The 23,903-nt window shown below is 73.8% G+C and carries 12 protein-coding genes and 1 pseudogene; 11 read left to right on the top strand and 2 right to left on the bottom strand.

The annotated features are described in order from the left end of the window. Positions 1-45: 45 nt before the first annotated feature. The 8 genes from ACZ3YL_RS36415 (at position 46) to ACZ3YL_RS36380 (ending at position 16,338) form a co-directional block, all read left to right on the top strand. Positions 46-3,093: a helix-turn-helix transcriptional regulator gene (locus tag ACZ3YL_RS36415; protein WP_465661767.1), complete on the top strand. Its 3,048-nt coding sequence runs from the start codon at positions 46-48 to the stop codon at positions 3,091-3,093. Between the two features lie 476 nt (positions 3,094-3,569). Beyond that, entirely contained in the window at positions 3,570-6,503 is a 2,934-nt protein-coding gene (locus ACZ3YL_RS36410; protein ID WP_223242529.1) for a putative bifunctional diguanylate cyclase/phosphodiesterase, read from the top strand. Between the two features lie 329 nt (positions 6,504-6,832). Further along, positions 6,833-8,686: an acetolactate synthase large subunit gene (locus tag ACZ3YL_RS36405; protein ID WP_188305928.1), complete on the top strand. Its 1,854-nt coding sequence runs from the start codon at positions 6,833-6,835 to the stop codon at positions 8,684-8,686. A gap of 86 nt (positions 8,687-8,772) precedes the next feature. Then, positions 8,773-9,297, top strand: a complete 525-nt coding sequence (ilvN, locus tag ACZ3YL_RS36400; RefSeq protein ID WP_030286969.1) for an acetolactate synthase small subunit — start codon at positions 8,773-8,775, stop codon at positions 9,295-9,297. Positions 9,298-9,452: 155 nt separating this feature from the next. Further along, complete coding sequence (ilvC, locus tag ACZ3YL_RS36395; protein WP_188305929.1) at positions 9,453-10,451, top strand: ketol-acid reductoisomerase; 999 nt, start codon at positions 9,453-9,455, stop codon at positions 10,449-10,451. A 253-nt stretch (positions 10,452-10,704) separates the two neighbouring features. Beyond that, positions 10,705-12,285, top strand: coding sequence for a phosphoglycerate dehydrogenase (serA, locus tag ACZ3YL_RS36390; RefSeq protein ID WP_188305932.1), 1,581 nt, complete (start codon positions 10,705-10,707; stop codon positions 12,283-12,285). Positions 12,286-12,571: 286 nt separating this feature from the next. Further along, positions 12,572-12,733 (top strand): hypothetical protein, encoded by a 162-nt coding sequence (locus tag ACZ3YL_RS36385; RefSeq protein ID WP_188305930.1) that lies wholly within the window; start codon positions 12,572-12,574, stop codon positions 12,731-12,733. A gap of 266 nt (positions 12,734-12,999) precedes the next feature. After that, a complete protein-coding gene (locus ACZ3YL_RS36380; protein WP_465661766.1) occupies positions 13,000-16,338 on the top strand; it encodes a S8 family serine peptidase in 3,339 nt (1,112 codons plus the stop codon). A gap of 99 nt (positions 16,339-16,437) precedes the next feature. On the opposite strand, the gene ACZ3YL_RS36375 is transcribed toward ACZ3YL_RS36380, so the two are convergent. Next, on the bottom strand, positions 16,438-18,909 hold the full coding sequence (locus tag ACZ3YL_RS36375; protein WP_465661765.1) for a YfhO family protein: 2,472 nt from the start codon (positions 18,907-18,909) through the stop codon (positions 16,438-16,440). Positions 18,910-19,323: 414 nt separating this feature from the next. Here ACZ3YL_RS36375 and ACZ3YL_RS36370 point away from each other — a divergent pair, with 414 nt between their 5' ends. The 3 genes from ACZ3YL_RS36370 to cimA all read left to right on the top strand — a co-directional run bounded on the left by ACZ3YL_RS36370 (position 19,324) and on the right by cimA (position 23,717). Further along, positions 19,324-20,361, top strand: a complete 1,038-nt coding sequence (locus tag ACZ3YL_RS36370) for a 3-isopropylmalate dehydrogenase (protein WP_188305865.1) — start codon at positions 19,324-19,326, stop codon at positions 20,359-20,361. A 212-nt stretch (positions 20,362-20,573) separates the two neighbouring features. Beyond that, a complete protein-coding gene (locus ACZ3YL_RS36365; RefSeq protein ID WP_188305864.1) occupies positions 20,574-21,686 on the top strand; it encodes a branched-chain amino acid aminotransferase in 1,113 nt (370 codons plus the stop codon). A gap of 408 nt (positions 21,687-22,094) precedes the next feature. Then, complete coding sequence (gene cimA, locus ACZ3YL_RS36360; RefSeq protein ID WP_465661762.1) at positions 22,095-23,717, top strand: citramalate synthase; 1,623 nt, start codon at positions 22,095-22,097, stop codon at positions 23,715-23,717. Positions 23,718-23,801: 84 nt separating this feature from the next. Here cimA and ACZ3YL_RS36355 read toward each other — a convergent pair. Next, a pseudogene (locus ACZ3YL_RS36355) lies at positions 23,802-23,903 on the bottom strand (ATP-binding protein); the annotation flags it as partial.

Raw genomic sequence — 23,903 nt, 5'->3', positions numbered from 1 at the left:
ATAACCCCTCTCACCGGCGGCTCCGGCTATGGCATGCTCGCCTCCATGCAGCAGATATCGGTGAGTCCCGTCTTCGTCGGCCGCGGCAGCGAGATCACCGAACTGACCGACGCGCTGCGCCGGGCGGGCACCGGCAGCCCGCAGGCCGTACTGATCGGCGGCGAGGCCGGCATCGGCAAGACCCGGCTGCTGGAGGAGTTCCTGCAGCGGGCCTCCGACGGGGGAGCGGTCACCACGCTCGGCAGCTGTCTGGAGGTCGGCGCCGAGGGCCTGCCGTACGCGCCGCTGGCCGCCGCGCTGCGCCGGCTGCACCGCGCGCTGGGCGCCGAGTTCGAGGCCGCGGCGGCCGGCAGCGAGGGCCACCTGGCCAGGCTGCTCTCCGAGTTCGGCGAGGCGGACGGCGAACCCAACGACGAGTACGGCCGGGCCCGGCTGTTCGAGCACACGGCACGACTGTTCGAACGGTTCGGCGCGGAACGTACCCTCGTGCTCGCCATCGAGGACCTCCACTGGTCCGACCGCTCCACCCGCGAACTGCTGGCCTTCCTGGTGCGCACCCTGCACCGCTCCCGGGTGCTGCTGGTCGCCACCTACCGCACCGACGACCTGCACCGCCGCCACCCGCTGCGCCCCTTCCTGGCCGAGCTGGAGCGGCTGCGCACCGTCCAGCGGCTGGAGCTGGCACGCTTCGGCCGCCGCGAGGTCGCGGCCCAGCTGGCCGGCATCCTCGGCACCGGCGCGCCCGACCGCCAGCTGGTGGACCGGATCCTGCGCCGTTCCGAGGGGAACCCGTTCTTCGTCGAGGAGCTGGCCACCGCCTTCGAGGACGGCTGCGGCGCCGGGCTGACCGACTCGCTGCGGGACATCCTGCTGGTCCGGGTCGAGGGGCTGGACGAGGAGGCCCAGCGGGTGGTGCGGATCGCCGCCGAGGGCGGCTCGCACGTCGAACACGCCCTGCTGGCCGCTGTCCTGGCCGACGACGAGGAGGCGCTGATCGAGGCGCTGCGGGCGGCCGTCGGCGCCAACATCCTGCGCCCGGACAGCGAGGGCGAGGGCTACCGGTTCCGGCACGCGCTGGTCCGCGAGGCGGTCTCGGACGACCTGCTGCCCGGCGAACGGCACCGGATCAACCGCAAGTTCGCGCTCGCCGTGGAGGCCCGGCCGCAGCTCGTCCCGGCCGACGCGCTGCCCGCCCGGCTGGCCAACTACTGGTACCACGCCCACGACCCGGCCCGCGCGCTGCCGACCGCCCTGGACGCCGCCCGGGCGGCCCGCCGGCGCAACGCCTTCGCCGAGCAACTCGGCATGCTGGAACGGGCCCTGGAGCTGTGGGACCTGGTCTCCGAGGAGGTGCTGACGCACACCCTGCGCCCGTACGACTGGGCCGAGACCTACCCGCCCGGCTCCTGCGACCACAGCCCCACGGACGCGGACTGCGACCGGATCCAGCTGGTCGACGTGCTGGCCGAGGCGGTGGTCGCGGCCCGGCGCTGCGGCGACCGCGAGCGCGGCCTGAGCCTGGCCAAGCGCGGGCTCCGGCTGGTCGACGAGGCGGAGCACCCGGTGCGCTCGGCCTGGTTCCGGATCAACCGGGCCCGGATGCTGGGCAACCTGCGCCGCTCCGGTGACGACGAGGAGATCACCCGCGCGCACCGGCTGGTGGAGCACATGCCGCCGTCCGCGGTGCAGGCCGAGGTGTTCGCGCTGGCCGCCGGGGTGGCGGTGGTCAAGACCCCGCGGATGGAGCACCTGGAGCTGGCCGAGCGGGCGATCCGGATCGCCCGGCAGGTCGGCGCCCACTCGGTCGAGGTGCACGCCCGGATGACCCTCGGCAGCCTGCGCTACGACCTGCTGGGCGACGCCGAGGGCGGGCTGGCCGAGCTGACGGCGGCGATCGACCGGGCCCGGCTGCTGGGCATCCCGGACCTCCTGCTGCGCGGCATCAACAACCTGGCCAGCATGCAGCGCGGTCTCGGCCGGGCCGACGAGGCCGTCCGGCTGGCCCGGGAGGGCCTGGAGTTCGCGGAGGGCAACGGGCTGCAGCGCAACATCGGCAACATCCTGGCCGGCAACCTGGTCGAGGCGCTGACCGACCTCGGGCAGGTGCGGGAGGCCGAGGAGATGCTCACCGCCAGCGAGCTGCTCGGCCTGCCCGGCTCCCATGCCGAGTTCCTGGACCGGATGCGCGGCGACCTCGCCGTGCTGCGGGGGGACTTCGCGACCGCGGCGACCATGCTGGCCCAGGCCCGGGCGGCCAACCGGGTCGGCCAGGCGCAGCACAGCGTGCCGATCAGCCGGCTGGCGGTGCGGATCGCCGCGCACGGCGGGCGGCCGCTGGACGCCCGGGCCGAACTGCTCGCCGCGCTCGCGGAGGAGGGGCGGCTGGGCTACGAGTCCGACGTCTACCCGCTGCTGGTGGAGGCCGCCGGAGTGGAGGCGGACTGCCTGGGACGGCCGGAGACCGAGGCGGGCCGGGCCGGGACGCTGGCGGCGATCGCCGCGGCCGCCGCCGACCTGCGGCCCCAGTCTCCGCTGCACCACGGCTGGGCCCGGCTGCTGGAGGCCGAGTTGGCCCGGGCCGCCGCCGCGGACACCGCCGAGCAGTGGGCCCGGGCCGTCACCGAGCTGCGGCCGACCGGTCTGCCGTACCCGCTGGCCCTCGCCCTGCTGCGGGCCGCCGAGGCGCAGGTGCGGGCCGGGCGGCGCGAGGCCGCGACCGAACTCCTGCGCGAGGCGGGCGAACTGGCGGCCGTCCGGGGCGACCGGCCGCTCGGGGCGCAGGTCACCGCGCTGGCCGAGCGGGCCGGGCTGGCGCTGACCCCGGCCGAGCGGCCGCCCGTCGCGGCGGTGCCGGCCCAGGCCGTCGGGGACTCCTTCGGGCTCACCCCCCGTGAGCGGGACGTGCTCCGGTTGCTCGCGCGGGGCTGGACCAACCGGCAGATAGCCGAGGAGTTGTACATCTCTCCTAAGACCGCAAGCGTGCACGTGTCCAACATCCTGGGCAAGCTGGAGGTCGGCGGTCGCGGCGAGGCCGCCGCGCTGGCCCACCGGTTGCGGCTGTTCCCCGATGACCTGGCCCCCTCGGGTCGGTGAATCCGCAGGTCGCCGACCGTACCCGGACGGTCGGCGACGGCCCGTCCCGGGTGGGCGGGCGCCGTCGCGTGCTCCCGTGCGCGCCGCGTGAGCCCCTGCCCGCGCGCCGCCGCCAACCGGGCCGATCGGTCGGATTCGGCTCCATTTCCCCGCCTTGTCGCCATTACTCTAAGTTGAGTGTGCGTGTCATTGAGTGACGGAATTGGTGTAGGGTCCCGAGCGGGAGCATCGGTGCGGTGCGGCGGCCGGAAGGCCGCCCGCCCCCTGGGTCGCCGTCCTGACGGGGCGCCAGGCCACCGCGTACGGCCGAGAGGTACGCGGCCGGTGGTCCGTGGCCGGGGCGCCAGGCCCCGGGCCGGAGGGGGAGAGGCAGAGTGAGCTCCACCGATACGGTGCTGCCCGAAGCCGGACGACCGGGCGCGCCGCCCGCCGACGCGTCCGTCGCCGACCCGCCCGGGCCCGTCCGGCGCGGCCCGCTGAGCCGGCTCCGGGGGAGCCGCACACTGCCCGGCCTCACCCTCGGCGCGCTCTGCCTGGCCTATGCGCTGGGCGCCGCCGCCGGCTGGGGATCCCACCAACTCGCCATCTTCATGGGCGACTTCGGGCTCGCCGCGGCGGCCCTCGCGGCCGCGCTGTCCTGCCTGGTGTACGGCTGCACGGTCGGCGGCCACGCCCGCCCGGCCTGGCTGCTGTTCGGTCTCTCCTCGTTCATGGTCGCCTTCGGCAACGGCACCTGGGGCTGGTACGAGCTGGTCGTGCGCACCCCGCTGCCGCAGGACTCGCTCGCCGTCTACGCCTTCCTGCTGTTCCCCCCGCTCGCCATCACCGGCGTGCTGGTGCTGGCCCAGCACCCGCGTTCGGCGGCCGGCTGGCTGTGCCTGCTGCTCGACGGCTGGCTGATCGCCGGCTCGCTGTTCACCCTCAGCTGGAGCCTGGCGCTCGGCCGGATCGCGGCCGGCGAGAGCGGCTCCCCGCTGCGGCTGGCCCTCAACCTGGCCTACCCGGTGCTGGACATCCTGCTGGTCAGCCTGGTGGTCGGGCTGCGCTTCGGTGGCCGGGACGGCAACCGGGCGGCGGTGCACACCGCGATGCTCGCGCTCGCCGTCACCGTGACCTGCGACGCCCTGTTCACCTCCCCGGAGCTGCGCAGCAGCTACCACTCCGGCGAACTGCTGGACGCCGGCTGGTTCTCCGGCAGTCTGCTGCTCGCCTGGGCGCCGTGGTCCCCGGGCCGGCGCCGTCCGCTGCGCGAGCACCCCTCGGCCGGTGGCCTGCCGCGCCGCCGGGTGGCCACCACCTTCAGCGCGCTCACCCCGTACGCGGCCGCCGCGGTGTGCACCGCCGGAATCCTCTACAACGCCCTCGGCGGGCGGCAGTTGGACCGCGTGGTGGCCGCGGCCGCGTGCACCGTCGGGCTGGCACTGATCCTCAGGCAGGGCGTGATGCTGCTCGACAACCTGTCGCTGGCCCAGGAACTCGCCCACAAGGAGGCGCACTTCCGCTCCCTGGTACAGGGCTCCAGTGACGTCATCATGATCGCCGGGGCCAACGGCGTGCTCTCGTACGTCTCCCCGGCGGCGCTCGGCGTCTACGGGCGGGACCCGGAGGAGCTGGTCGGCGGCAACCTGCTGGACCTCGTCCACCCCGAGGACGTGGGCCGGGTGCTCTCCGAGGTCCGCCGCTACCTCGCCCGGGTGCGGCTCGCCGCCCACCGCACCCCGGGCACCGTCGAGCCCTCGGCCCGGGTGGAGTGCCGGATCAGCTCCGGCGTCGGCGAGTGGCTGCACGTCGAGTCGACCGTCAGCCGGCACCGCGACGGGCTGCTGCTGAACAGCCGGGACGTCACCGAACGCGTCATGCTCCAGGCCCAGTTGCAGCACAACGCGTTCCACGACCCGCTCACCGACCTGCCCAACCGGGCGCTGTTCGCCCAGCGGCTGCGCGGCGCCCTCGGCACCCGCGGCCAGCAGGGCGGCACCGGCGCCGGCATCGCGGTGCTCTTCCTCGACCTGGACGGCTTCAAGGCGGTCAACGACACCGCCGGCCACCAGGTCGGCGACGAACTGCTGGTGCAGGCCGCCCGCCGGCTGCAGGGCGCCGTCCGCTGCGGGGACACTGTCGCCCGGTTCGGCGGCGACGAGTTCGCCGCGCTGGTCTGCGGCCCGCTCGGCCGGCTGCAGGTCCAGGAGCTTGCCGAGCGGCTGCGGGTCGCGCTGTCCGAGCCGTACTGGATCGGCGGCGTCGAACTCGGCGTCGCCGCCAGCATCGGCATCGCCTTCGGCACCCCGGAACGCGGCCCGGCCGCCGACCCCAGGGCCGCCGCCGACGAGCTGATGCGCAACGCCGACCTGGCGATGTACCGGGCCAAGTCCGAGGGCAAGGGCCGGGTGGTGCTGTACGCCCCCGCGATGCGGGCCGACCTGGAGCGCCGCACCGAACTGGAGGAGCGGCTGCGGGTGGCCGTCCGGGAGGGCGGATTCACCCTGCTCCACCAGCCCGTGGTGGACCTCGCCAGCGGCGCGATCACCGCCGTCGAGGCCCAGGTACGGTGGCGCTCGGCGGGCGGACTGCTGCTCACCCCGGCCGAGTTCCTGCGCTCGGCCGAGCACGGCGACGCCGGCACCCGGTTCTCCCGCTGGCTGGTCCACGAGGCGGTCGCGGCCGCCGCCGGTCGGCGCGACCCGTCCGGCCGGGGCCGCGGCGCGCCGTCACCCGTCCCGGTGGCCGTCCGGCTCTCCGTCGAGCGGCTCTGCTCGCCCGGCCTGTACGAGACGGTGGCCGCGGCGCTGCGCGACAGCGGGCTGCCGGCCGGCGAGCTGATGATCGAGGTGGCCCGGATGGGCCCGGACCGGCTCGCCGACGAACTCGGCCGCCGGCTGGCCGCGCTGCGCAGACTCGGCGTCTCCACCTGGCTGGCCGGCTACGGCGCGGGCGGCGGCTCGCTCGGGGCGCTCGCCCGGCTGCCGCTGGACGGGCTCAAGCTGGACCGCACGCTGGTCCAGGACCTGGGCGAGTCCGGGCTCAGCCGCACCCTGGCCGGGCACGTCCTGCGGCTCGGCCGGGACCTCGGGATGGCCACCGCCGCCGAGGGGGTGGACCTGCCCCGGCAGGTCGCCGCGTTGCAGGAGCTGGGCTGCCGGCTGGCCCAGGGCTCGGCCTTCGCCCCGCCGCTGGACGAGACCCGGCTGCGCCGGGCGCTGGCCCGCCGCGGCTACCCGCCGCCCAAGCCGCTCGGCTCGCTCTCCGCCCGCCGCGCCTACCTGGCCGCGGACGCCCGTACGAGTGGCCGCCAGGACACCCCGGGAGGACGTGTCGTACCTCACCACGGGGCCTCCGACCTGCCCGAACACCGGGCCGTGGCCGGTCCGGGAGCCGGTCCGCATGGCGAGACGGTCATCCCACCTGCTTGACACGCCACCCCGGACGGGAGGATGGTCGTTGCCATGCGCACCCGAATTCTCGTACTTGGCGGGCGCGTCGGCTGAGTGGGCTCACACGCCCCGCTCGTGACAGACCGACGCGCCACCCCTCGCATGCCCTTGGGCACGAGGGGTTTTTTGTTGCACTGACGCTGTTCCATCCGCAAGACCCCTGGCCCCGACCGGCCCGAAGAGTCCGACGTGTCGGATCGAGCGGGACGATTGAGGCAGAGCCGGCGATCGGCCCGGACCGGGACCCCACCCTCGCACCACCGGGGCCCGCAGTACCGGACCGGCAAAACCCGAGAAGAGACAGGCAGATGACCGAGCACGCCGCATCCCCCCGCCGCGGGGACAACCCGGCCGCCCACGCTCCCGCTCCCCAGCACGTCGCCGAGACCATGACCGGAGCCCAGTCGCTCATCCGCTCGCTCGAGGCCGTGGGCGCGGACACCGTCTTCGGCATCCCGGGCGGGGCCATCCTTCCCGCGTACGACCCGCTGATGGACTCGGTCAAGGTGCGCCACATCCTGGTCCGGCACGAGCAGGGCGCCGGCCACGCCGCCACCGGCTACGCCCAGGCCACCGGCAAGGTCGGGGTCTGCATGGCCACCTCCGGCCCCGGCGCCACCAACCTGGTCACCCCGATCGCCGACGCCTACATGGACTCGGTGCCGCTCGTCGCGATCACCGGCCAGGTCTCCTCCAAGGCGATCGGCACCGACGCCTTCCAGGAGGCGGACATCTGCGGCATCACGATGCCGATCACCAAGCACAACTACCTGGTCACCGACCCGGCCGAGATCCCCCGGGTGATCGCCGAGGCCTTCCACATCGCCGCCACCGGCCGCCCGGGCCCCGTCCTGGTGGACATCGCCAAGGACGCCCTGCAGGCCACCACCACCTTCCGGTGGCCGGTCGAGACCGCGCTGCCGGGCTACCGCCCGGTCACCAAGCCGCACGCCAAGCAGATCCGCGAGGCCGCGAAGATGCTGGTCGCCAGCAAGCGGCCGGTGCTCTACGTCGGCGGCGGCGTGCTCAAGGCGCGGGCCACCACCGAGCTGCGGATCCTCGCCGAGCTGACCGGCGCCCCGGTCGTCACCACCCTGATGGCGCTCGGCGCCTTCCCGGACAGCCACCCCCAGCACCTGGGCATGCCCGGGATGCACGGCTCCGTCCCGGCCGTCACCGCGCTGCAGAAGTCGGACCTGCTGTTCACCCTCGGCGCCCGCTTCGACGACCGGGTCACCGGCAGGCTGGACAGCTTCGCCCCGTACGCCAAGATCGTGCACGCGGACATCGACCCGGCCGAGATCGGCAAGAACCGCCCGGCGGACGTGCCGATCGTCGGAGACGCCCGCGAGGTGCTGGCCGACCTGATCGTCGCCGTCCAGGCCGAGTTCGACGCCGGCCACAAGGGTGACTACACGGAGTGGTGGCAGAAGCTCGACGAGTGGAAGAAGACCTACCCACTGGGCTTCGAGCCGGCCCCGAACGGCCAGCTCTCCCCGCAACAGGTCATCGAGCGGATCGGCCGGCTCGTCGGCCCGGAGGCGATCTACGCGGCGGGCGTCGGCCAGCACCAGATGTGGAGCTCGCAGTACATCCGCTTCGAGAAGCCCGGCACCTGGCTCAACTCCGGTGGCGCCGGCACCATGGGCTACGCCGTCCCGGCGGCGATGGGCGCCAAGGCGGGCCGGCCGGAGTCGGTGGTCTGGGCCATCGACGGCGACGGCTGCTTCCAGATGACCAACCAGGAGCTGGTCACCTGCGCCCTGAACGACATCCCGATCAAGGTCGCGGTCATCAACAACGGCTCGCTGGGCATGGTCCGGCAGTGGCAGACGCTGTTCTACAACCAGCGCTACTCCAACACCGTGCTGCACTCCGGCCCCGAGCACGACGGCATCGCGCCGCCGGCCCAGGGCACCCGGATCCCCGACTTCGTCAAGCTGTCCGAGGCGATGGGCTGCGTCGGCCTGCGCTGCGAGCGCCCCGAGGACCTGGACGCGGTCATCGAGCAGGCGATGGCGATCAACGACCGCCCGGTGGTCATCGACTTCATCGTCCACCAGGACGCGATGGTGTGGCCCATGGTCGCGGCCGGCACCAGCAACGACGAGATCCAGTTCGCCAAGGGCGTCCGGCCCGACTTCGGCGACGACCTCGACTGACCGCCTCCCTGGCCCGCCCGTCGCCCACCGCCACCCTTCTCGGGGCCGGCTGCGCCGGACCCCCTCCTGTGCGACTGAGGAACCACATGTCCAAGCACACCCTCTCCGTCCTGGTCGAGAACAAGCCCGGCGTGCTCGCCCGCATCGCCGCGCTGTTCTCCCGTCGGGGCTTCAACATCGACTCCCTCGCCGTCGGCCCGACCGAGCATCCGGACGTGTCCCGGATGACGATCGTGGTCAACGTCGAGGACCTCCCGCTGGAACAGGTCACCAAGCAGCTCAACAAGCTCGTGAACGTGATAAAGATCGTCGAACTCGACCAGTCCGCTGCGATCCAGCGGGAACTGGTCCTGGTGAAGGTCCGCGCCGACAACGAGACCCGGTCGCAGATCGTCGAGATCGTCCAGCTGTTCCGTGCCAAGACCGTCGACGTGTCGCCGGAAGCGGTGACCATCGAGGCCACCGGCAGCTCGGACAAGCTGGAGGCCATGCTCCGGATGCTGGAGCCTTACGGCATCAAGGAGTTGGTCCAGTCCGGCCTGGTCGCCATCGGCCGCGGCGCGCGTTCCATCACGGACCGCTCGCTGCGCGCCCTCGACCGCAGCGCCTGACCGAGCGCTGTCTCGCCCTCCCGTCGCCCACCACCGCCCGTTCCACGGCGCGCTGGCGCGCGGCACCTTCCGAAGTACAACGACCGCACCCCGCCGGGACGGAATACGGTGAATACCGCACACCCGGCAACCATCACGCAAGGAGATGTGCCCCCGTGGCCGAGCTGTTCTACGAAGACGACGCCGACCTGTCCATCATCCAGGGCCGCAAGGTCGCGGTCATCGGCTACGGCAGCCAGGGCCACGCCCACGCGCTGTCCCTGCGCGACTCCGGCGCCGACGTCCGGGTCGGCCTGAAGCCGGAGTCCACGTCCCGCGCCAAGGCCGAGGAGGCCGGCCTGCGCGTGGTCACCCCGGCCGAGGCCGCCGCCGAGGCCGACGTCATCATGATCCTGGTGCCGGACCCGATCCAGGCCGACGTCTACGAGGCGGACATCGCCCCGCACCTGAAGGCCGGCGACGCCCTGTTCTTCGGCCACGGCCTGAACATCCGCTTCGGCTTCATCAAGCCCCCGGCGGACGTCGACGTCTGCATGGTCGCCCCGAAGGGCCCGGGCCACCTGGTCCGCCGCCAGTACGAGGAGGGCCGCGGCGTCCCCGCGATCGTCGCGGTCGAGCAGGACGCCTCGGGCAACGCCTTCGCCCTGGCGCTGTCGTACGCCAAGGGCCTGGGCGCCACCAAGGCCGGCGTCATCAAGACCACCTTCACCGAGGAGACCGAGACCGACCTGTTCGGTGAGCAGGCCGTCCTCTGCGGTGGCACCGCCGCCCTGGTGAAGGCCGGGTTCGAGACCCTGGTCGAGGCCGGCTACCAGCCGGAGATCGCCTACTTCGAGTGCCTGCACGAGCTGAAGCTGATCGTCGACCTGATGTACGAGGGCGGCCTGGAGAAGATGCGCTGGTCGGTCTCCGAGACCGCCGAGTGGGGCGACTACGTCACCGGCCCGCGCATCATCACCGCCGACACCAAGGCCGAGATGAAGAAGGTCCTGGCCGAGATCCAGGACGGCACCTTCGCCAACACCTGGATCGCCGAGTACAAGGCGGGCCTGCCCAAGTACAACGAGTACAAGAAGGCCGACGAGGACCACCTGCTGGAGACCACCGGCAAGAAGCTGCGCTCGCTGATGAGCTGGGTCAACGACAAGGCCTGAGGCTTTTCGCCCCATTTCGGTTCGTAACTCCCTTGTACAAGTAGGCTGCTCCCGTCCGGGTGATTTCGCCGGACGGGAGCAGCCTGGTACCCGGCCCGTCGATACACTTCCGAACACTTCCGAGTGCGCGTCAGGCCCACAGCGTCGTGCGTCTACCTACGCGGCATGCCACCTTCCCCGCCCTCGCACGCCACCTATGTGCCGTGGGGAACCGGACAGTTAAGGACCCACTGTCGTGAGCACTGCTACAACTGTGAAAACTGGCGTGGTACTGATCGCCGAAGAGCTGTCGCCCGCCACCGTCGACGCCCTCGGCCCCGACTTCGAGATCCGCCACTGCAACGGCGCCGACCGCACCGAGCTGCTCACCGCGATCGCCGACGTGGACGCGATCCTGATCCGCTCCGCCACCAAGGTCGACGCCGAGGCGCTGGCCGCCGCCCGCCGGCTCAAGGTGGTCGCCCGGGCCGGCGTGGGCCTGGACAACGTGGACGTGGCCGCCGCCACCAAGGCCGGCGTGATGGTCGTCAACGCGCCGACCTCCAACATCGTCACCGCCGCCGAACTCGCCTGCGGCCTGCTGATCTCCGTCGCCCGCAACATCGCTCCCGCCAACTCGGCGCTCAAGCAGGGCGAGTGGAAGCGCAACAAGTACACCGGCGTCGAGCTGAGCGAGAAGACCCTCGGAGTGGTCGGCCTCGGCCGGATCGGCGTCCTGGTCGCCCAGCGGATGTCCGCGTTCGGGATGAAGATCGTCGCGTACGACCCCTACATCCAGGCCGCCCGCGCCGCGCAGATGGGCGTCAAGCTGGTCTCGCTGGAGGAGCTGCTGGAGGTCTCGGACTTCATCACCGTCCACCTCCCCAAGACCCCCGAGACCATCGGCCTGATCGGCGACGAGGCGCTGCACAAGGTCAAGCCGAGCGTGCGCATCGTCAACGCCGCCCGCGGCGGCATCGTGGACGAGGAGGCGCTCGCCAGCGCCCTGCGCGAGGGCCGGGTGGCCGGCGCGGGCCTGGACGTGTACGCCAAGGAGCCGTGCACCGACTCCCCGCTGTTCGCCTTCGACAACGTGGTCGCCACCCCGCACCTGGGCGCCTCCACCGACGAGGCACAGGAGAAGGCCGGCATCGCGGTCGCCAAGTCGGTGCGCCTGGCGCTGGCCGGCGAGCTGGTGCCGGACGCCGTCAACGTCCAGGGCGGCGTGATCGCCGAGGACGTGCGCCCGGGTCTGCCGCTGGCCGAGAAGCTCGGCCGGATCTTCACCGCGCTGGCCGGCGAGGTGGCCGTCCGCCTGGACGTCGAGGTCCGCGGCGAGATCACCCAGCACGACGTGAAGGTGCTCGAACTGTCCGCGCTGAAGGGCGTGTTCGAGGACGTGGTGGCGGAGACGGTGTCCTACGTCAACGCCCCGCTGTTCGCCCAGGAGCGGGGCGTCGAGGTCCGGCTGACCACCTCCAGCGAGAGCGCCGAGCACCGCAACGTGATCACCGTGCGCGGCACGCTGGCGACCGGCGAGGAGATCGCCATCTCCGGCACGCTGGCCGGCCCGAAGCAGACCCAGAAGATCGTCGGCGTGGACACCTTCGACGTCGACGTGGCGCTCACCGACCACATGGCCTTCTTCAAGTACGAGGACCGCCCCGGCGTGGTCGGCGTGCTCGGCCGCCACCTCGGCGACGCCGGCATCAACATCGCGGGCATGCAGGTCGCCCGGGACGGCGGCACCGCCCTCGCCTCCATCACCGTGGACAGCGAGATCCCGCAGGACGTGCTGACGGCGATCGCCGCCGAGATCGGCGCCCGCTTCGCGCGCTCGGTCGACCTGGGCTGAGTTCCAGCGCCCTGACCAGGGCCCGGACCGCCGTTCGCCCGGTGGTCCGGGCCCTGCTGCGTCCGCCCCGGTGGCACCCGTCTCAGATACTAGGAAATCCGAGTATTCGTGCAGACACGGCCGGGGCGGGGTCGTACCGTGGAAGGGCCATACGGTGTGCCGCCCCTGTAGCCAGGGCGCGCGGCCCGTGTGCGCGTGCGCCCCCACGGGCAGGCGATCCCTGCTCCCGCGCGTACCCATCTCCCCTCCCGCGCCGCTCTGCGGCGCCGCTTCCAAGGAGCCCGGTATGCCCACCACTGCCGACCGCCACGCCACTTCCGCCCCCGCCGCCACCCCCGTCCGCGCCCCGCGCCGCCGCCGGGCGACCGAGCGGAACCCCTTCGCCGCCGCCGCGCTGCAGCGCTCGCTGGACCGCCGGGACAACGGCGGCGCCACCGGTCACCACTGAGCGGTCACCACTGAGCGGTCACCACTGAGCCGGCCGCGCAGGGCGGCGCCGACGGCGGCGTTCATCGGCCTACTGAGCCGATCGGGTTGACGCGACGTCACTCCAAGGAGTGCAACTGACGGCCATCCGGGGGAAGTCGCTCGTGCGCGGTGCGCGATCATCCTAATTTGGGGCCCCCGGAAGGGTGATCGACGTCCGCGCGGGCGGGCGTCAGCGACCTCCTCGGTATGCGGATCATTCTCCCCTTGCCGGGGAGAGGGTCCCTCGTGCGCCTGCCACCCGTCCGCCGGCCGATCGCCCGGATCGGTCTCACCCTGACCCTGCTGCTCGGAACCGCGGTGCTCGCCGCGGCCCCGGCGTCCGGCGGTCCACCGACCGCGGGCCCGCCGTCCGGGCGCCAGGCCTCCGTCCTGCTCGAACTCGACACCGAGGCGGCCGGCCCCGCCTGGCGGCGCGCCGCCGAGGGCGCGCGCCGGGCCCAGCGCTCGCCGGAGGCCGTCCGCCGGGAGGCCGCCCAGGCCGGCGCCGGCCAGCGCTCCCGGGCCGGGGACGCGCTCGACCGGCTCGCCGTGGCCGTCCAGCGCGTGGCACCCGCCGCCCAGGAGCTCTACCGCACCCGCACCCTGCTCACCGGCCTGGCCGTCAGTGCCCCCGCCGACCGGCTGCCCGCGCTGCGGGCGCTGCCCGGCGTCCGGGCCGTCCACCCGATCGTGAACAAGCAGCGCGACAACGCCTACTCCGTCCCGCTGACCGGCGCCCCCCAGGTCTGGTCCGGCGATGCGGCGGTGGCCGGGAACACCGGCCAGGGCGTCCGGATCGGCATCATCGACAGCGGCATCGACTACACCCACGCCGACTTCGGCGGCCCCGGCACCGAGGAGGCCTTCCGCTCGGTCGAACGCGGCAAGCCCGCTCCGGCCGCGCTGTTCCCCAACGCCAAGGTGATCGGCGGCAAGGACCTCGTCGGCGACGACTACAACCCCGACCCGGCCGCCCCCAACCACCAGCCGGTGCCGCACCCCAGCGACAACCCGCTCGACTGCGTGCGCAACGGGCACGGCACCCACGTCGCCGGCACCGCGGCCGGGTACGGCGTCACCGCCGACGGCCACCCGTACACCGGCCCGTACCGGCCCGGACTCGACCCGGCCTCGTTCCGGATCGGCCCCGGCGCCGCTCCCGGCGCCCAGCTGTACGCGATCCGGGTGTTCGGCTGCGACGGCTCCACCGACCGGCTCGCCCAGGCCCTCGACCTGGCCGCCGACCCGAACGGCGACGGCGACCTCGGCGACCGGCTCGACGTGGTCAACCTGTCCCTCGGCAGCCGCTTCGGCAGCCCCGACGACGCCGACGCGCTGGCCGTCGACCGGCTCGCCGAACTGGGCACCGCGGTGATCGCGGCGGCCGGCAACGAGGGCGACGTCTACGGCATCGGCGGCAGCCCCGGCACCGCCGTCCGGGCGATCACCGTCGCCGCCTCCGTGCACGGGCACGCCGACGTGGACGGCATCACCGTGCTCGCCCCCGCCGACCTGGCCGGAGTCGTCCCCGGCCACTGGAGCGAGCGCTACCAGGGCTGGTCCGGCACCCAGGTCAGCGGCCCGCTCGCCGTGCCCGCCGACCAGGCGGACGGCTGCACCGAGTTCAGCGAGGCCGACAAGCAGCGGCTGAAGGGGCGGATCGCGGTGCTCACCTGGCGCACCCGCGACCCCGACCGGGCCTGCAACTCCGGACCGCGGGCCGACCACGCCGCCGACGCCGGGGCGATCGGCGCGCTCTACGCCGCCGACACCGACCATCTCGCCGAGATCTCCGGCGACGACCGGATCCCGGCCGTCCTGCTCGGCCGGGCGGACGGCGAACGACTGCTCAAGGCCGCCGCCGAAGGCGACGTCCAGGTCCGGCTTGCCGCACCCGGCAACCCGCTGCACGGCTCCGTCGCGCAGAACCAGCCGGCCCGGGTCGACACCCTCACCGACTTCACCTCCCGGGGCATCGGCCTGCCCGGCGTGGTCAAGCCCGACCTCGCCGCCCCCGGCGAGACCATCTGGTCCGCCCTGGTCGGCAGCGGCACCGGCGGCGAACGCGAGAACGGCACCTCGATGGCCACCCCGCACGTCGCCGGGCTGGCCGCGCTGGTCCGCGCCGCGCACCCGGACTGGCCGGTCGAGCAGGTCAAGGCCGCGCTGATGAACACCAGCACGGACACCTACCTCGGCGACGACCACGGCGGCCCGGTCTACGGGCCCGAGCGCACCGGCGCCGGCCGGGCCCGGGTCGACGGGGCGGTCCGCACCCCGGTCGTCGCCTACGCGGCGGGGGAAGGCGCCCGGGCGGGCGGCGTCGGGGTCTCCTACGGGCCGGTCGAGGTCGGCGGGCCGACGACCCTCGACCGGGAGATCGAGCTGCACAACCACTCGTCCGCACCGCTGAGTTACCGCACCCGGTACGCGGCGGCCACCGAACTGCCCGGCGCCGCCTTCGAGGTGGCGCCCGCCCAGGTGGACGTCCCGGCCGGCGGCACCGCGCGAGTCCGGGTGACGCTGTCCGTACCCGGGCGGTTGGGACGCACGCCCGACCCGACCATCGACACCGTGCAGGGCGGCCGGGCCCGCAGCTACCGGGGCGAGCTGTCCGGACAGGTGCTGTTCAGCCCGGTCACTGACCAGTCCCTGCCGCAGCTGAGGGTCCCGGTGTTCGCCGCCCCGCGCCCCACCGGCGACCTCGGCGCCACCGCCTCCGTCCGGACCGCCCGGGACGGCACCCTCGTCACCCTCGGCGGCAGCGCCGCACCCGGCGAGGCGCCCGGACTGGTCAGCGCCCTCGCCCTCGGCGGCGAGGACGACCGCTGGCCCGACTGCCCGCCCGGCGGCGGCAAGGCCGTCGGACCCGGCGCCGGCATCCGGCCCGCGGACACCCAGGAGGACGCCGGCCAGAGCCGCGACCTCTGCGTCGAACACCCCGGCGACCGGGCCGCCAACCTCCGGGCCGTGGGCGCGGCCGCCGACTCCGACCTGCTGTACGTCGGCGCCCGGCTGTGGGCCCCGGCGGCCACCCCGGTCGGGCTGTACGGGGTACGGGTGTCGCTGGACACCGACGGGGACGGCGTCACCGACGTGATCCTCGAGGCCGACCGGCTGCGCGGCGGCGACGTCCTGGTCTCCCGCGCCCTCGACGCCCGCACCGGCGCCGAACTCGACGTCCAGCCGCTCAACGCCCACTGGGGCGACACCGACACCGAACTGCTGGACAGCGACGTCGTGGTCCTGCCCGTCCGGCTGAGCGCCCTGCCCGGTGTCACGCCCGGCCACGGCACCGTCCACTACGGCGTCTGGACCGGCGTCGCGGCTCCCGGCCGGCCCGACCCGGCCGAGGCCTTCGCCACCATCGGCCTGCGCGGCACCAGCCCCACCCTGCCGCTGGACGTCCTGCACCCGGCCCTGACCGTCCGGACCGGCCTCACCGGCCCGCCCACGATGGTCACCCCGGCCGGCCCCGGCACCGTCCTCGACGTGCACCGCACCCCGGGCGACACCTCCCGGCTCCTGCTGCTCTACCACCTCAACCCGGCCGACCGCCGGGCCCAGGTGCTCGACCTGCCGTAGGCCCGTACGCCGAAAGGGGCGGCCCGCCGACACCGGTCGGCGGGCCGCCCTTCCGCTGCCCCTTTCGGCGCCCCGGTCGCCGTTCCGAGCGCCGCCCGGCTACGGCCGGGTGGCCAGACGGCGCTCGCGGCGGGGGGTGCGGGTGGGGCGCCGGGAGAGGCGGGCGAAGGCGGCGACCAGGGCGAGGACGGCGGCGGTGCCGGAGGCGACGGTCAGGCCCTCGGTGAGGCCGGGCGGGCGGAAGGCGCAGGAGATCCGGCCGGCGCCGCCGCCGAGCGGGACGCCGATCATGCCGAGCACCGGAGTGGGGGCGGTGGAGCCGCCGCCGTCGGTGGCGCAGGTCCAGCCCTCGGTGGCGGGGACGGAGAGCAGCGCGGTGCCGGTGGAGCCCGGCGGGAGGGTGGCGGTGAGGGTGTGGCCGCCGGCCTCGACCCGGGTGGCGCCGGTGGCGGTGAGCCGGGTGACGGCGGCGGTCAGGGCGTCCGCCCGCAGGCAGCCGATCGGGCGGGCGGGGACCTGGCTGACGATGTCCGAGCGCAGGGTCACCCGGACCACGCCGTCGGCCGGGACCGTCCCCAGCCGGTGGACCGCCACCGCCGTGGTGGGCTGCTCGCCGTCGCTGCGGTAGTCGGTGCCCAGGCCGCTGACCGTGCCCCGGTACCAGACCCCGTGGAAGTACGCCGTCGAGCCCGGTGTGCAGGCGGCGGTGAACACCGTGCCCTCCCCGCCGCCCGGCACCGACCAGCCGCTGGTGCCGTGCAGGGTGGGCACCGGGCCGCCCGCCGGGACGGGCAGCGGGGTGTCGTACACCTGGCTGCCGAGCAGCGACTCCTGGCGGGCCCAGACCGAGGAGGTGCCGGTCCGGGCGCCCGGCGGCAGCACGGTGACCAGCGGCGGTGCGAGGGCCCGGACGGGGGCGAAGCCGTGCGGCGGCGGACCGTCGTCCAGATGGGCGCCGATGCCGAACAGGGCCTGTCCGACCGGGTCGGTGACGCTCCCGGTCTGCCGCCCGCCGGCCGTCCAGCCGGCGCCGAGGTCGTGCAGCAGCAGGGCGGCGGCGGTCGGCAGGTAGCCGCTGGAGTAGCCGCCGCCCTGGCCGTTCAGCAGCAGCGGGTCGTTGGGGGTGAAGGCGTGCGGGCCCGGGTCGCTGCGCCCGTCCGGCCAGTCGGCGCCGGCCCGCACCGCGGCGTGCCCGGCCCGGACGGCCGCCGGGGAGACGCTGTCGTCGGGGGCCGCGCCGAGCGCCGCGTACCCGGCCCAGACGGCGTTGCCGAGCACCACGGCGCCGATCACCCAGGTGGCGAGCGCGTTCGCCCGCCGGTCGGTGTGCCGGCGCTCCAGCACCCGGAGCGCGGCCAGCAGGACGGCGCCGCCCACGCCCAGCAGCACCCAGGTGGCGGCGGGCACCGAGCGCCCGACGGCCACCAGGACGGCGATCACCGCGACCAGGGCGCCGCCGCCCAGCAGGGTGAACCGGTCCGGCCGGTGGGCCAGCGACACCCAGCCGGCCAGCACCAGCAGCCCACTGAGCACGAAGGAGACCCGGTACGGCCCGCCGGCCGGGATCGCCAGACCGTGCCAGACCAGCACGGTCGGCGTCCAGACGAAGCTGAGCACCACCAGCAGCAGCGTCACGCCCCAGGCCGCCCGCTCGCGGACCCGCACCCGGCGGTTGAACGGCAGCCCGCACACCAGCAGCAGCCCGAGCACCCCGATCGCCACGTCCGGCAGCGGCCGCCCGCCGGTGGCGGGCAGCAGCTGGGCGAGGTGCCCCTCGAAGCCGGACGGGCCGAGCGGCTGCACCGGGGACTCCGGCTGGGCACCGCGCGCGGCCCGGACGGCGACGAACAGCACGGGGGAGGCGAGCAGCAGCCCGACGGCGGTCAGGGTGACGGCCCGGCCGGTGGACCGGACCCGGTGCCGGAAGGGGCGCGGAGTGGCGAACAGCCGTACGGCGAACAGGAGTCCGGCGACCAGGGTGGCCAGCGCGGCGGTGTACAGGTTGCCCGCCCAGGCGAGCGCGACGCACAGCGCGCCGGCCACCCAGCGGCGCTCGTGCAGGCACCAGTCCCCGACCAGGCCGAGCAGCGGCAGCGAGACCAGGCCCCACAGCCACATCGGCGCGCCGCCGCCGACGTCCAGCACCCAGGCGCAGAGCCCGTACCCGACGGCCGCGGGCACCCGCAGCCAGCGCGGGCCGGGGTGCAGCCGGCCGAGCAGGTGGGCCATCAGGGCGGTGCCGAGGCCGATGCTGGCCAGGGTGACCAGGAAGACGGCGAGCTGGCCCTGGTCGCGGGGGAGCAGGGCGGTCGGCCAGGAGAACGGGTTCATCAGGTAGGCGAAGAAGTCGGCCAGGAACGGGACGCCGTAGCCGCTGTTCCAGTTGAACAGCAGGTCCCCGGCGGCCTGTCCGTGCAGCAGGTCCCACAGGTGCGCGTGGTACGGCACGGCCACCGTGCCCGCCCCGCCCGGCCACCGCCCGCGCAGCCCCGCCGCCAGCGCGTACCCGCCGATGGCCAGCCCGGCCGCCGCCCCGCAGACCAGTGCCTCCCGCCGCCGTTCGGTCCTCACCCACGCGCCCCGTTCTGCCAGGAATCCCGGACCACGCCACCCTAAGCGCGCCCCCGGCGCACCACTTGCAACGCACGCTCCCTCAGAGGAGTGGCGTGTGAGGATGCTTTGCCGAGTAGCCCGAGAAGGCCGCAAGGATGCCAGTGAATCGCGCGAGCGTGACCGCGCGATCAAGCCGGCCAGTATGCGGCGGCTGGTATCCGCCACTTCTGGCGGGTCGGGTGCGACGAAGGTCGACCGGTCGTCTACACCTACGAGCTGGAGCCGGCGTCGAAGCGGTATTTCCCGACCGGCATCCATCACCAGCAGTCGAAGGTCGATCAGCCGTTCCCGGTGGAGATCGACCTGACCTGACCCAGTCCAGATGCTGGACGCCAGGTGTCAGCCTCTGGGACGGCGGAGTAGGGTCCGAGCATGTCTCGCACCATTCGTCTCGCAGTTGTCCCGGGTGATGGCATCGGCCAGGAAGTGGTGGCCGAAGGTCTGAAGGTCCTCGGCGCCGTGCTCCCCGCCGACGTGAAGCTGGAGACCACCGAGTACGACCTCGGGGCCCGGCGCTACCACCGGACCGGGGAGACGCTGCCGGACGCCGTGCTGGCCGAGCTCAAGGGCTTCGACGCGATCCTGCTGGGTGCCATCGGGGACCCGAGCGTGCCGTCCGGGGTGCTGGAGCGGGGGCTGCTGCTGAAGCTGCGGTTCGCCTTCGACCACCACATCAACCTCCGGCCGGGCCGGCTGTTCCCGGGCGTGGAGTCCGTGCTGGCCGGTCAGCCGGAGATCGACTTCGTGGTGGTCCGTGAGGGCACCGAGGGCCCGTACGTCGGCAACGGCGGCTCGCTGCGCACCGGGACGCCGCACGAGGTGGCCACCGAGGTCAGCCTGAACACCGCGTACGGCATCGAGCGCGTGGTGCGCGACGCCTACCGCCGGGCCCAGGCGCGGCCGCGCAAGAAGCTCACCCTGGTGCACAAGAACAACGTGCTGGTGCACGCCGGGCACCTGTGGTCGCGGATCTTCGCCGAGGTCGGCCGGGAGTTCCCCGAGGTCAGCACCGACTACCTGCACGTCGACGCGGCCACCATCCACCTGGTCGCCTCGCCGGAGCGCTTCGACGTCATTGTCACCGACAACCTGTTCGGCGACATCCTGACCGACCTGGCCGCCGCCGTGACCGGTGGCATCGGGCTGGCGGCGAGCGGCAACATCAACCCGAGCGGTGAGTTCCCGGCCATGTTCGAGCCGGTGCACGGCTCGGCCCCGGACATCGCCGGCCAGGGCAAGGCCGACCCGACCGCCACCGTGCTGTCGGTCGCCATGCTGCTGGAGCACCTCGGCTTCGCCGCCGAGGCCGCCACGGTGGAGGCCGCCGTCGCGGCGGACCTGGCCTCGCGGGCCGGCGCCCGGTCCACCTCCGAGGTCGGCGACGCGCTCGCCGGGCGAGTAGCCGGCTAGCGGGCCGGACCCCAGCGGATCCGGCCAGGTGGGCCGGACCGCATAACCGCAGCTTGCAGCTCCCCAAGGAGCGGGCGGCTGTTCGGCACGGCCCTCTGGATGCGAGTATCGACAGTGGGCCGTGCCGTTGTGCGTTCGTTTCGGCGATGGATCGCCGTAACGTTCCTTCGGCGGTGGCGGCCCGAACGAACCCCACGGTGAAGGAAACAGCCATGAGCACGCCGACCCAGGCGCCCATCACGTTCGACCTCAAGCCCTCCGCCCACCCGCTGTCCGCGGCGGAGCGCGAGGCCCGGCTGACCGATCCCGGCTTCGGCCGCGTCTTCACCGACCACATGGTCACCATCCGCTGGACGGAGGGCCGTGGCTGGCACGACGCGCAGCTCGTCCCGTACGCGCCGGTCGAGATGGACCCGGCGAACATGACCCTGCACTACGGCCAGGCGATCTTCGAGGGCCTGAAGGCCTACCGCCAGGCCGACGGTTCGATCGCGACCTTCCGTCCCGAGGCCAACGCCCTGCGCTTCCAGGCCTCGGCCCGCCGGCTGGCGATGCCGGAGCTGCCGGTGGGGGCCTTCGTGGAGGCCGTCGAGCTGCTGGTCCAGCAGGAGCGGGCGTGGGTTCCGAGCGAGCCGGAGCAGAGCCTGTACCTGCGCCCGTTCATGTTCGCCACCGAGGTCGGTCTGGGTGTCCGTCCGGCGAACTCCTACCTCTTCATGATCATCGCCTCCCCGGCCGGCGCCTACTTCCAGGGCGGCATCAAGCCGGTCTCGGTCTGGCTGTCCAAGGAGTACGTCCGGGCCGCGCCCGGCGGCACCGGCGCCGCCAAGTGCGCGGGCAACTACGCCGCCTCGCTGGTCGCCCAGGCGCAGGCCGCCGAGAAGGGCTGCGACCAGGTGGTCTGGCTCGACGCCGCCGAGCACCGGTGGGTCGAGGAGATGGGCGGCATGAACCTGTACTTCGTCTTCGGCGAGGGGAAGGACGCGAAGATCGTCACCCCGGAGCTGTCCGGCGCGCTGCTGCCCGGCATCACCCGCGACTCGCTGCTGCAGCTCGCCGGCGACCTGGGCTACGCGGTCGAGGAGCGGAAGATCTCCACCGACGAGTGGCAGCAGGCCAACGCCGACGGCACCCTCACCGAGGTCTTCGCCTGTGGCACCGCCGCCGTCATCACCCCGGTCGGCTCGGTGAAGTCCGCCGCCGCGGACTGGACCGTGGGCACCGGCGAGCCCGGCCCGATCACCATGGAGCTGCGCCGCGCCCTGCTGGCCATCCAGGGCGGCCAGCAGCCGGACACCCACAACTGGCTGCACCGGATCGTCTGATCGGACGGACGCCGGCACCCCCTCCGGCCCGCCCCGTTCCGCATCGCGAGACGGGCGGGCCGGATCCCGGATGCTGTGCCAGACTGCCAGCGTGTCCTCGCTTTCGCTGATTATTAGCAGCAGGCGCGCCGGTCCGCAGTGACCGCTCCCGCAGGACCCGATGCGGAGCGACCACGAGCGTCCAGACCCGCGCGCAGACCTCTCGCACCCGCGAGGGGTCTTTTCGCTTTTCGGCGCAGCCCCGTGAACACCGTGGGCGCAGCCCATTGAGCACAGCCCTCGGACCGGCCGACGGCCCCCACAAGGGGCCCGGGGAACACCGGGGCCGCGCGCGGGATCCTGGACAGTGGAGCCGGGACGAGAATCCGGCAGAGCAGTACAACCTCCCCGAACGGAGAACCAGGGGTCATGACCGAGGTCAGCCGCACCGACGACAGCTTCCACGTGTTCGACACCACCCTGCGCGACGGCGCGCAGCGGGAGGGCATCAACCTGACGGTGGCGGACAAGCTGGCCATCGCCCGGCACCTGGACGAGTTCGGGGTCGGCTTCATCGAGGGCGGCTGGCCCGGGGCGAACCCCCGGGACACCGAGTTCTTCGCCCGCGCCGCCGCCGAACTGGAGCTTCACAACGCCCGGTTGGTCGCCTTCGGTGCCACCCGCCGGGCCGGCGGCAAGGCGGCCGACGACCCGCAGCTGGCCGCGCTGGTCGCCTCCGGCGCGCCCGTGGTCACCCTGGTCGCCAAGGCCCACGACCGGCACGTCGAACTGGCGCTGCGCACCACGCTGGACGAGAACCTGGAGATGATCCGGGACAGCGTGGAGTTCCTGCGGGCCCAGGACCGGCGGGTGTTCCTGGACTGCGAGCACTTCTTCGACGGCTACCGGGCCAACCGCGAGTACGCCCTCGCGGTGGTGCGCACCGCGCACCGGGCCGGGGCGGACGTGGTGGTGCTCTGCGACACCAACGGCGGGATGCTGCCGGCCGGCGTCCGGGACACCGTCGCGGACGTGATCGCGGCGACCGGCGCCCGGATCGGCATGCACGCCCAGGACGACACCGGCTGCGCGGTGGCCAACACCCTGGCCGCGGTGGACGCCGGCGCCACCCACGTGCAGTGCACCGCGAACGGCTACGGCGAGCGGGTCGGCAACGCCAACCTGTTCCCGGTGGTCGGCGCGCTGGAGCTGAAGTACGACCGCCGGGTGCTGCCCCCGGGCCGGCTGGCCGAGATGACCCGGATCTCGCACGCGATCGCCGAACTGGTCAACCTGGCCCCCTCCACCCACCAACCGTACGTCGGCTTCTCGGCCTTCGCCCACAAGGCGGGCCTGCACGCCTCCGCCATCAAGGTCGACCCGGACCTGTACCAGCACACCGATCCCGAACTGGTCGGCAACACCATGCGGATGCTGGTCTCCGACATGGCCGGGCGGGCCTCGGTGGAACTCAAGGGCAAGGAACTCGGCTACGACCTCTCCGCCGACCGCGACCTGGCCGGCCGGGTGGTGGCCAGGGTGAAGGAGCAGGAGAACCTCGGCTACACCTACGAGTCCGCCGACGCCTCCTTCGAGCTGCTGCTGCGCGACGAGGTGCGCGGCAGCCGGGACCGCTTCTACCGTCCGGAGTCCTGGCGGACCATCAGCGAGCAGGGCCCGGACGGGGTCTCGGGCAACGAGGCGACGGTGAAGCTGTGGGCCAAGGGCGAGCGCCGGATCGCCATCGGCGAGGGCAACGGCCCGGTCAACGCGCTGGACCAGGCGCTGCGGACGGCCCTGGAGGGCATCTACCCGCCGCTGGCCACCTTCGAGTTGGTGGACTACAAGGTCCGCATCCTGGAGGGGCAGCACGGCACCGGCTCCAAGACCCGGGTGCTGATCGAGTCCACCGACGGCGCCGCGACCTGGTCCACGGTCGGGGTGGCCGACAACGTGATCGCCGCCTCCTGGCTGGCCCTTGAGGACGCGTACACCTACGGCCTGATCCGGGCCGGGCTGGAGCCGACCGAAGGGTCCGAGCGCTCCGCGTAGTCCACCCCGCCCCGACCCGGCCGAGCCCGACCCGCCGACGGCCCACCGGACTTCACCCCGTCCGGTGGGCCGTGGCCGTGCCGGTCAGCGCAGTCGGGCGAGGAGGGCGTGTTCGACGAGGGTGATGAGGGCGCTTTTGGCGCTGTCCCGGCGGCGGGCGTCGAGGGTGATGACGGGGGTTTCGGT

This window comes from Kitasatospora sp. NPDC023176, assembly GCF_055560495.1.
Note: the sequence above shows the minus strand (reverse complement) of the source record. Positions and strands in the feature narration are given on the sequence as shown.

Bases quoted from the DNA above. Each gene is read 5' to 3' on its own strand.
- ACZ3YL_RS36415 (WP_465661767.1), top strand. From the start codon at position 46: ATGCAGCAGATATCGGTGAGTCCCGTCTTCGTCGGCCGCGGCAGCGAG.
- ACZ3YL_RS36405 (WP_188305928.1), top strand. From the start codon at position 6,833: ATGACCGAGCACGCCGCATCCCCCCGCCGCGGGGACAACCCGGCCGCC.
- ilvN (WP_030286969.1), top strand. From the start codon at position 8,773: ATGTCCAAGCACACCCTCTCCGTCCTGGTCGAGAACAAGCCCGGCGTG.
- ACZ3YL_RS36385 (WP_188305930.1), top strand. From the start codon at position 12,572: ATGCCCACCACTGCCGACCGCCACGCCACTTCCGCCCCCGCCGCCACC.
- ACZ3YL_RS36370 (WP_188305865.1), top strand. From the start codon at position 19,324: ATGTCTCGCACCATTCGTCTCGCAGTTGTCCCGGGTGATGGCATCGGC.
- ACZ3YL_RS36365 (WP_188305864.1), top strand. From the start codon at position 20,574: ATGAGCACGCCGACCCAGGCGCCCATCACGTTCGACCTCAAGCCCTCC.
- cimA (WP_465661762.1), top strand. From the start codon at position 22,095: ATGACCGAGGTCAGCCGCACCGACGACAGCTTCCACGTGTTCGACACC.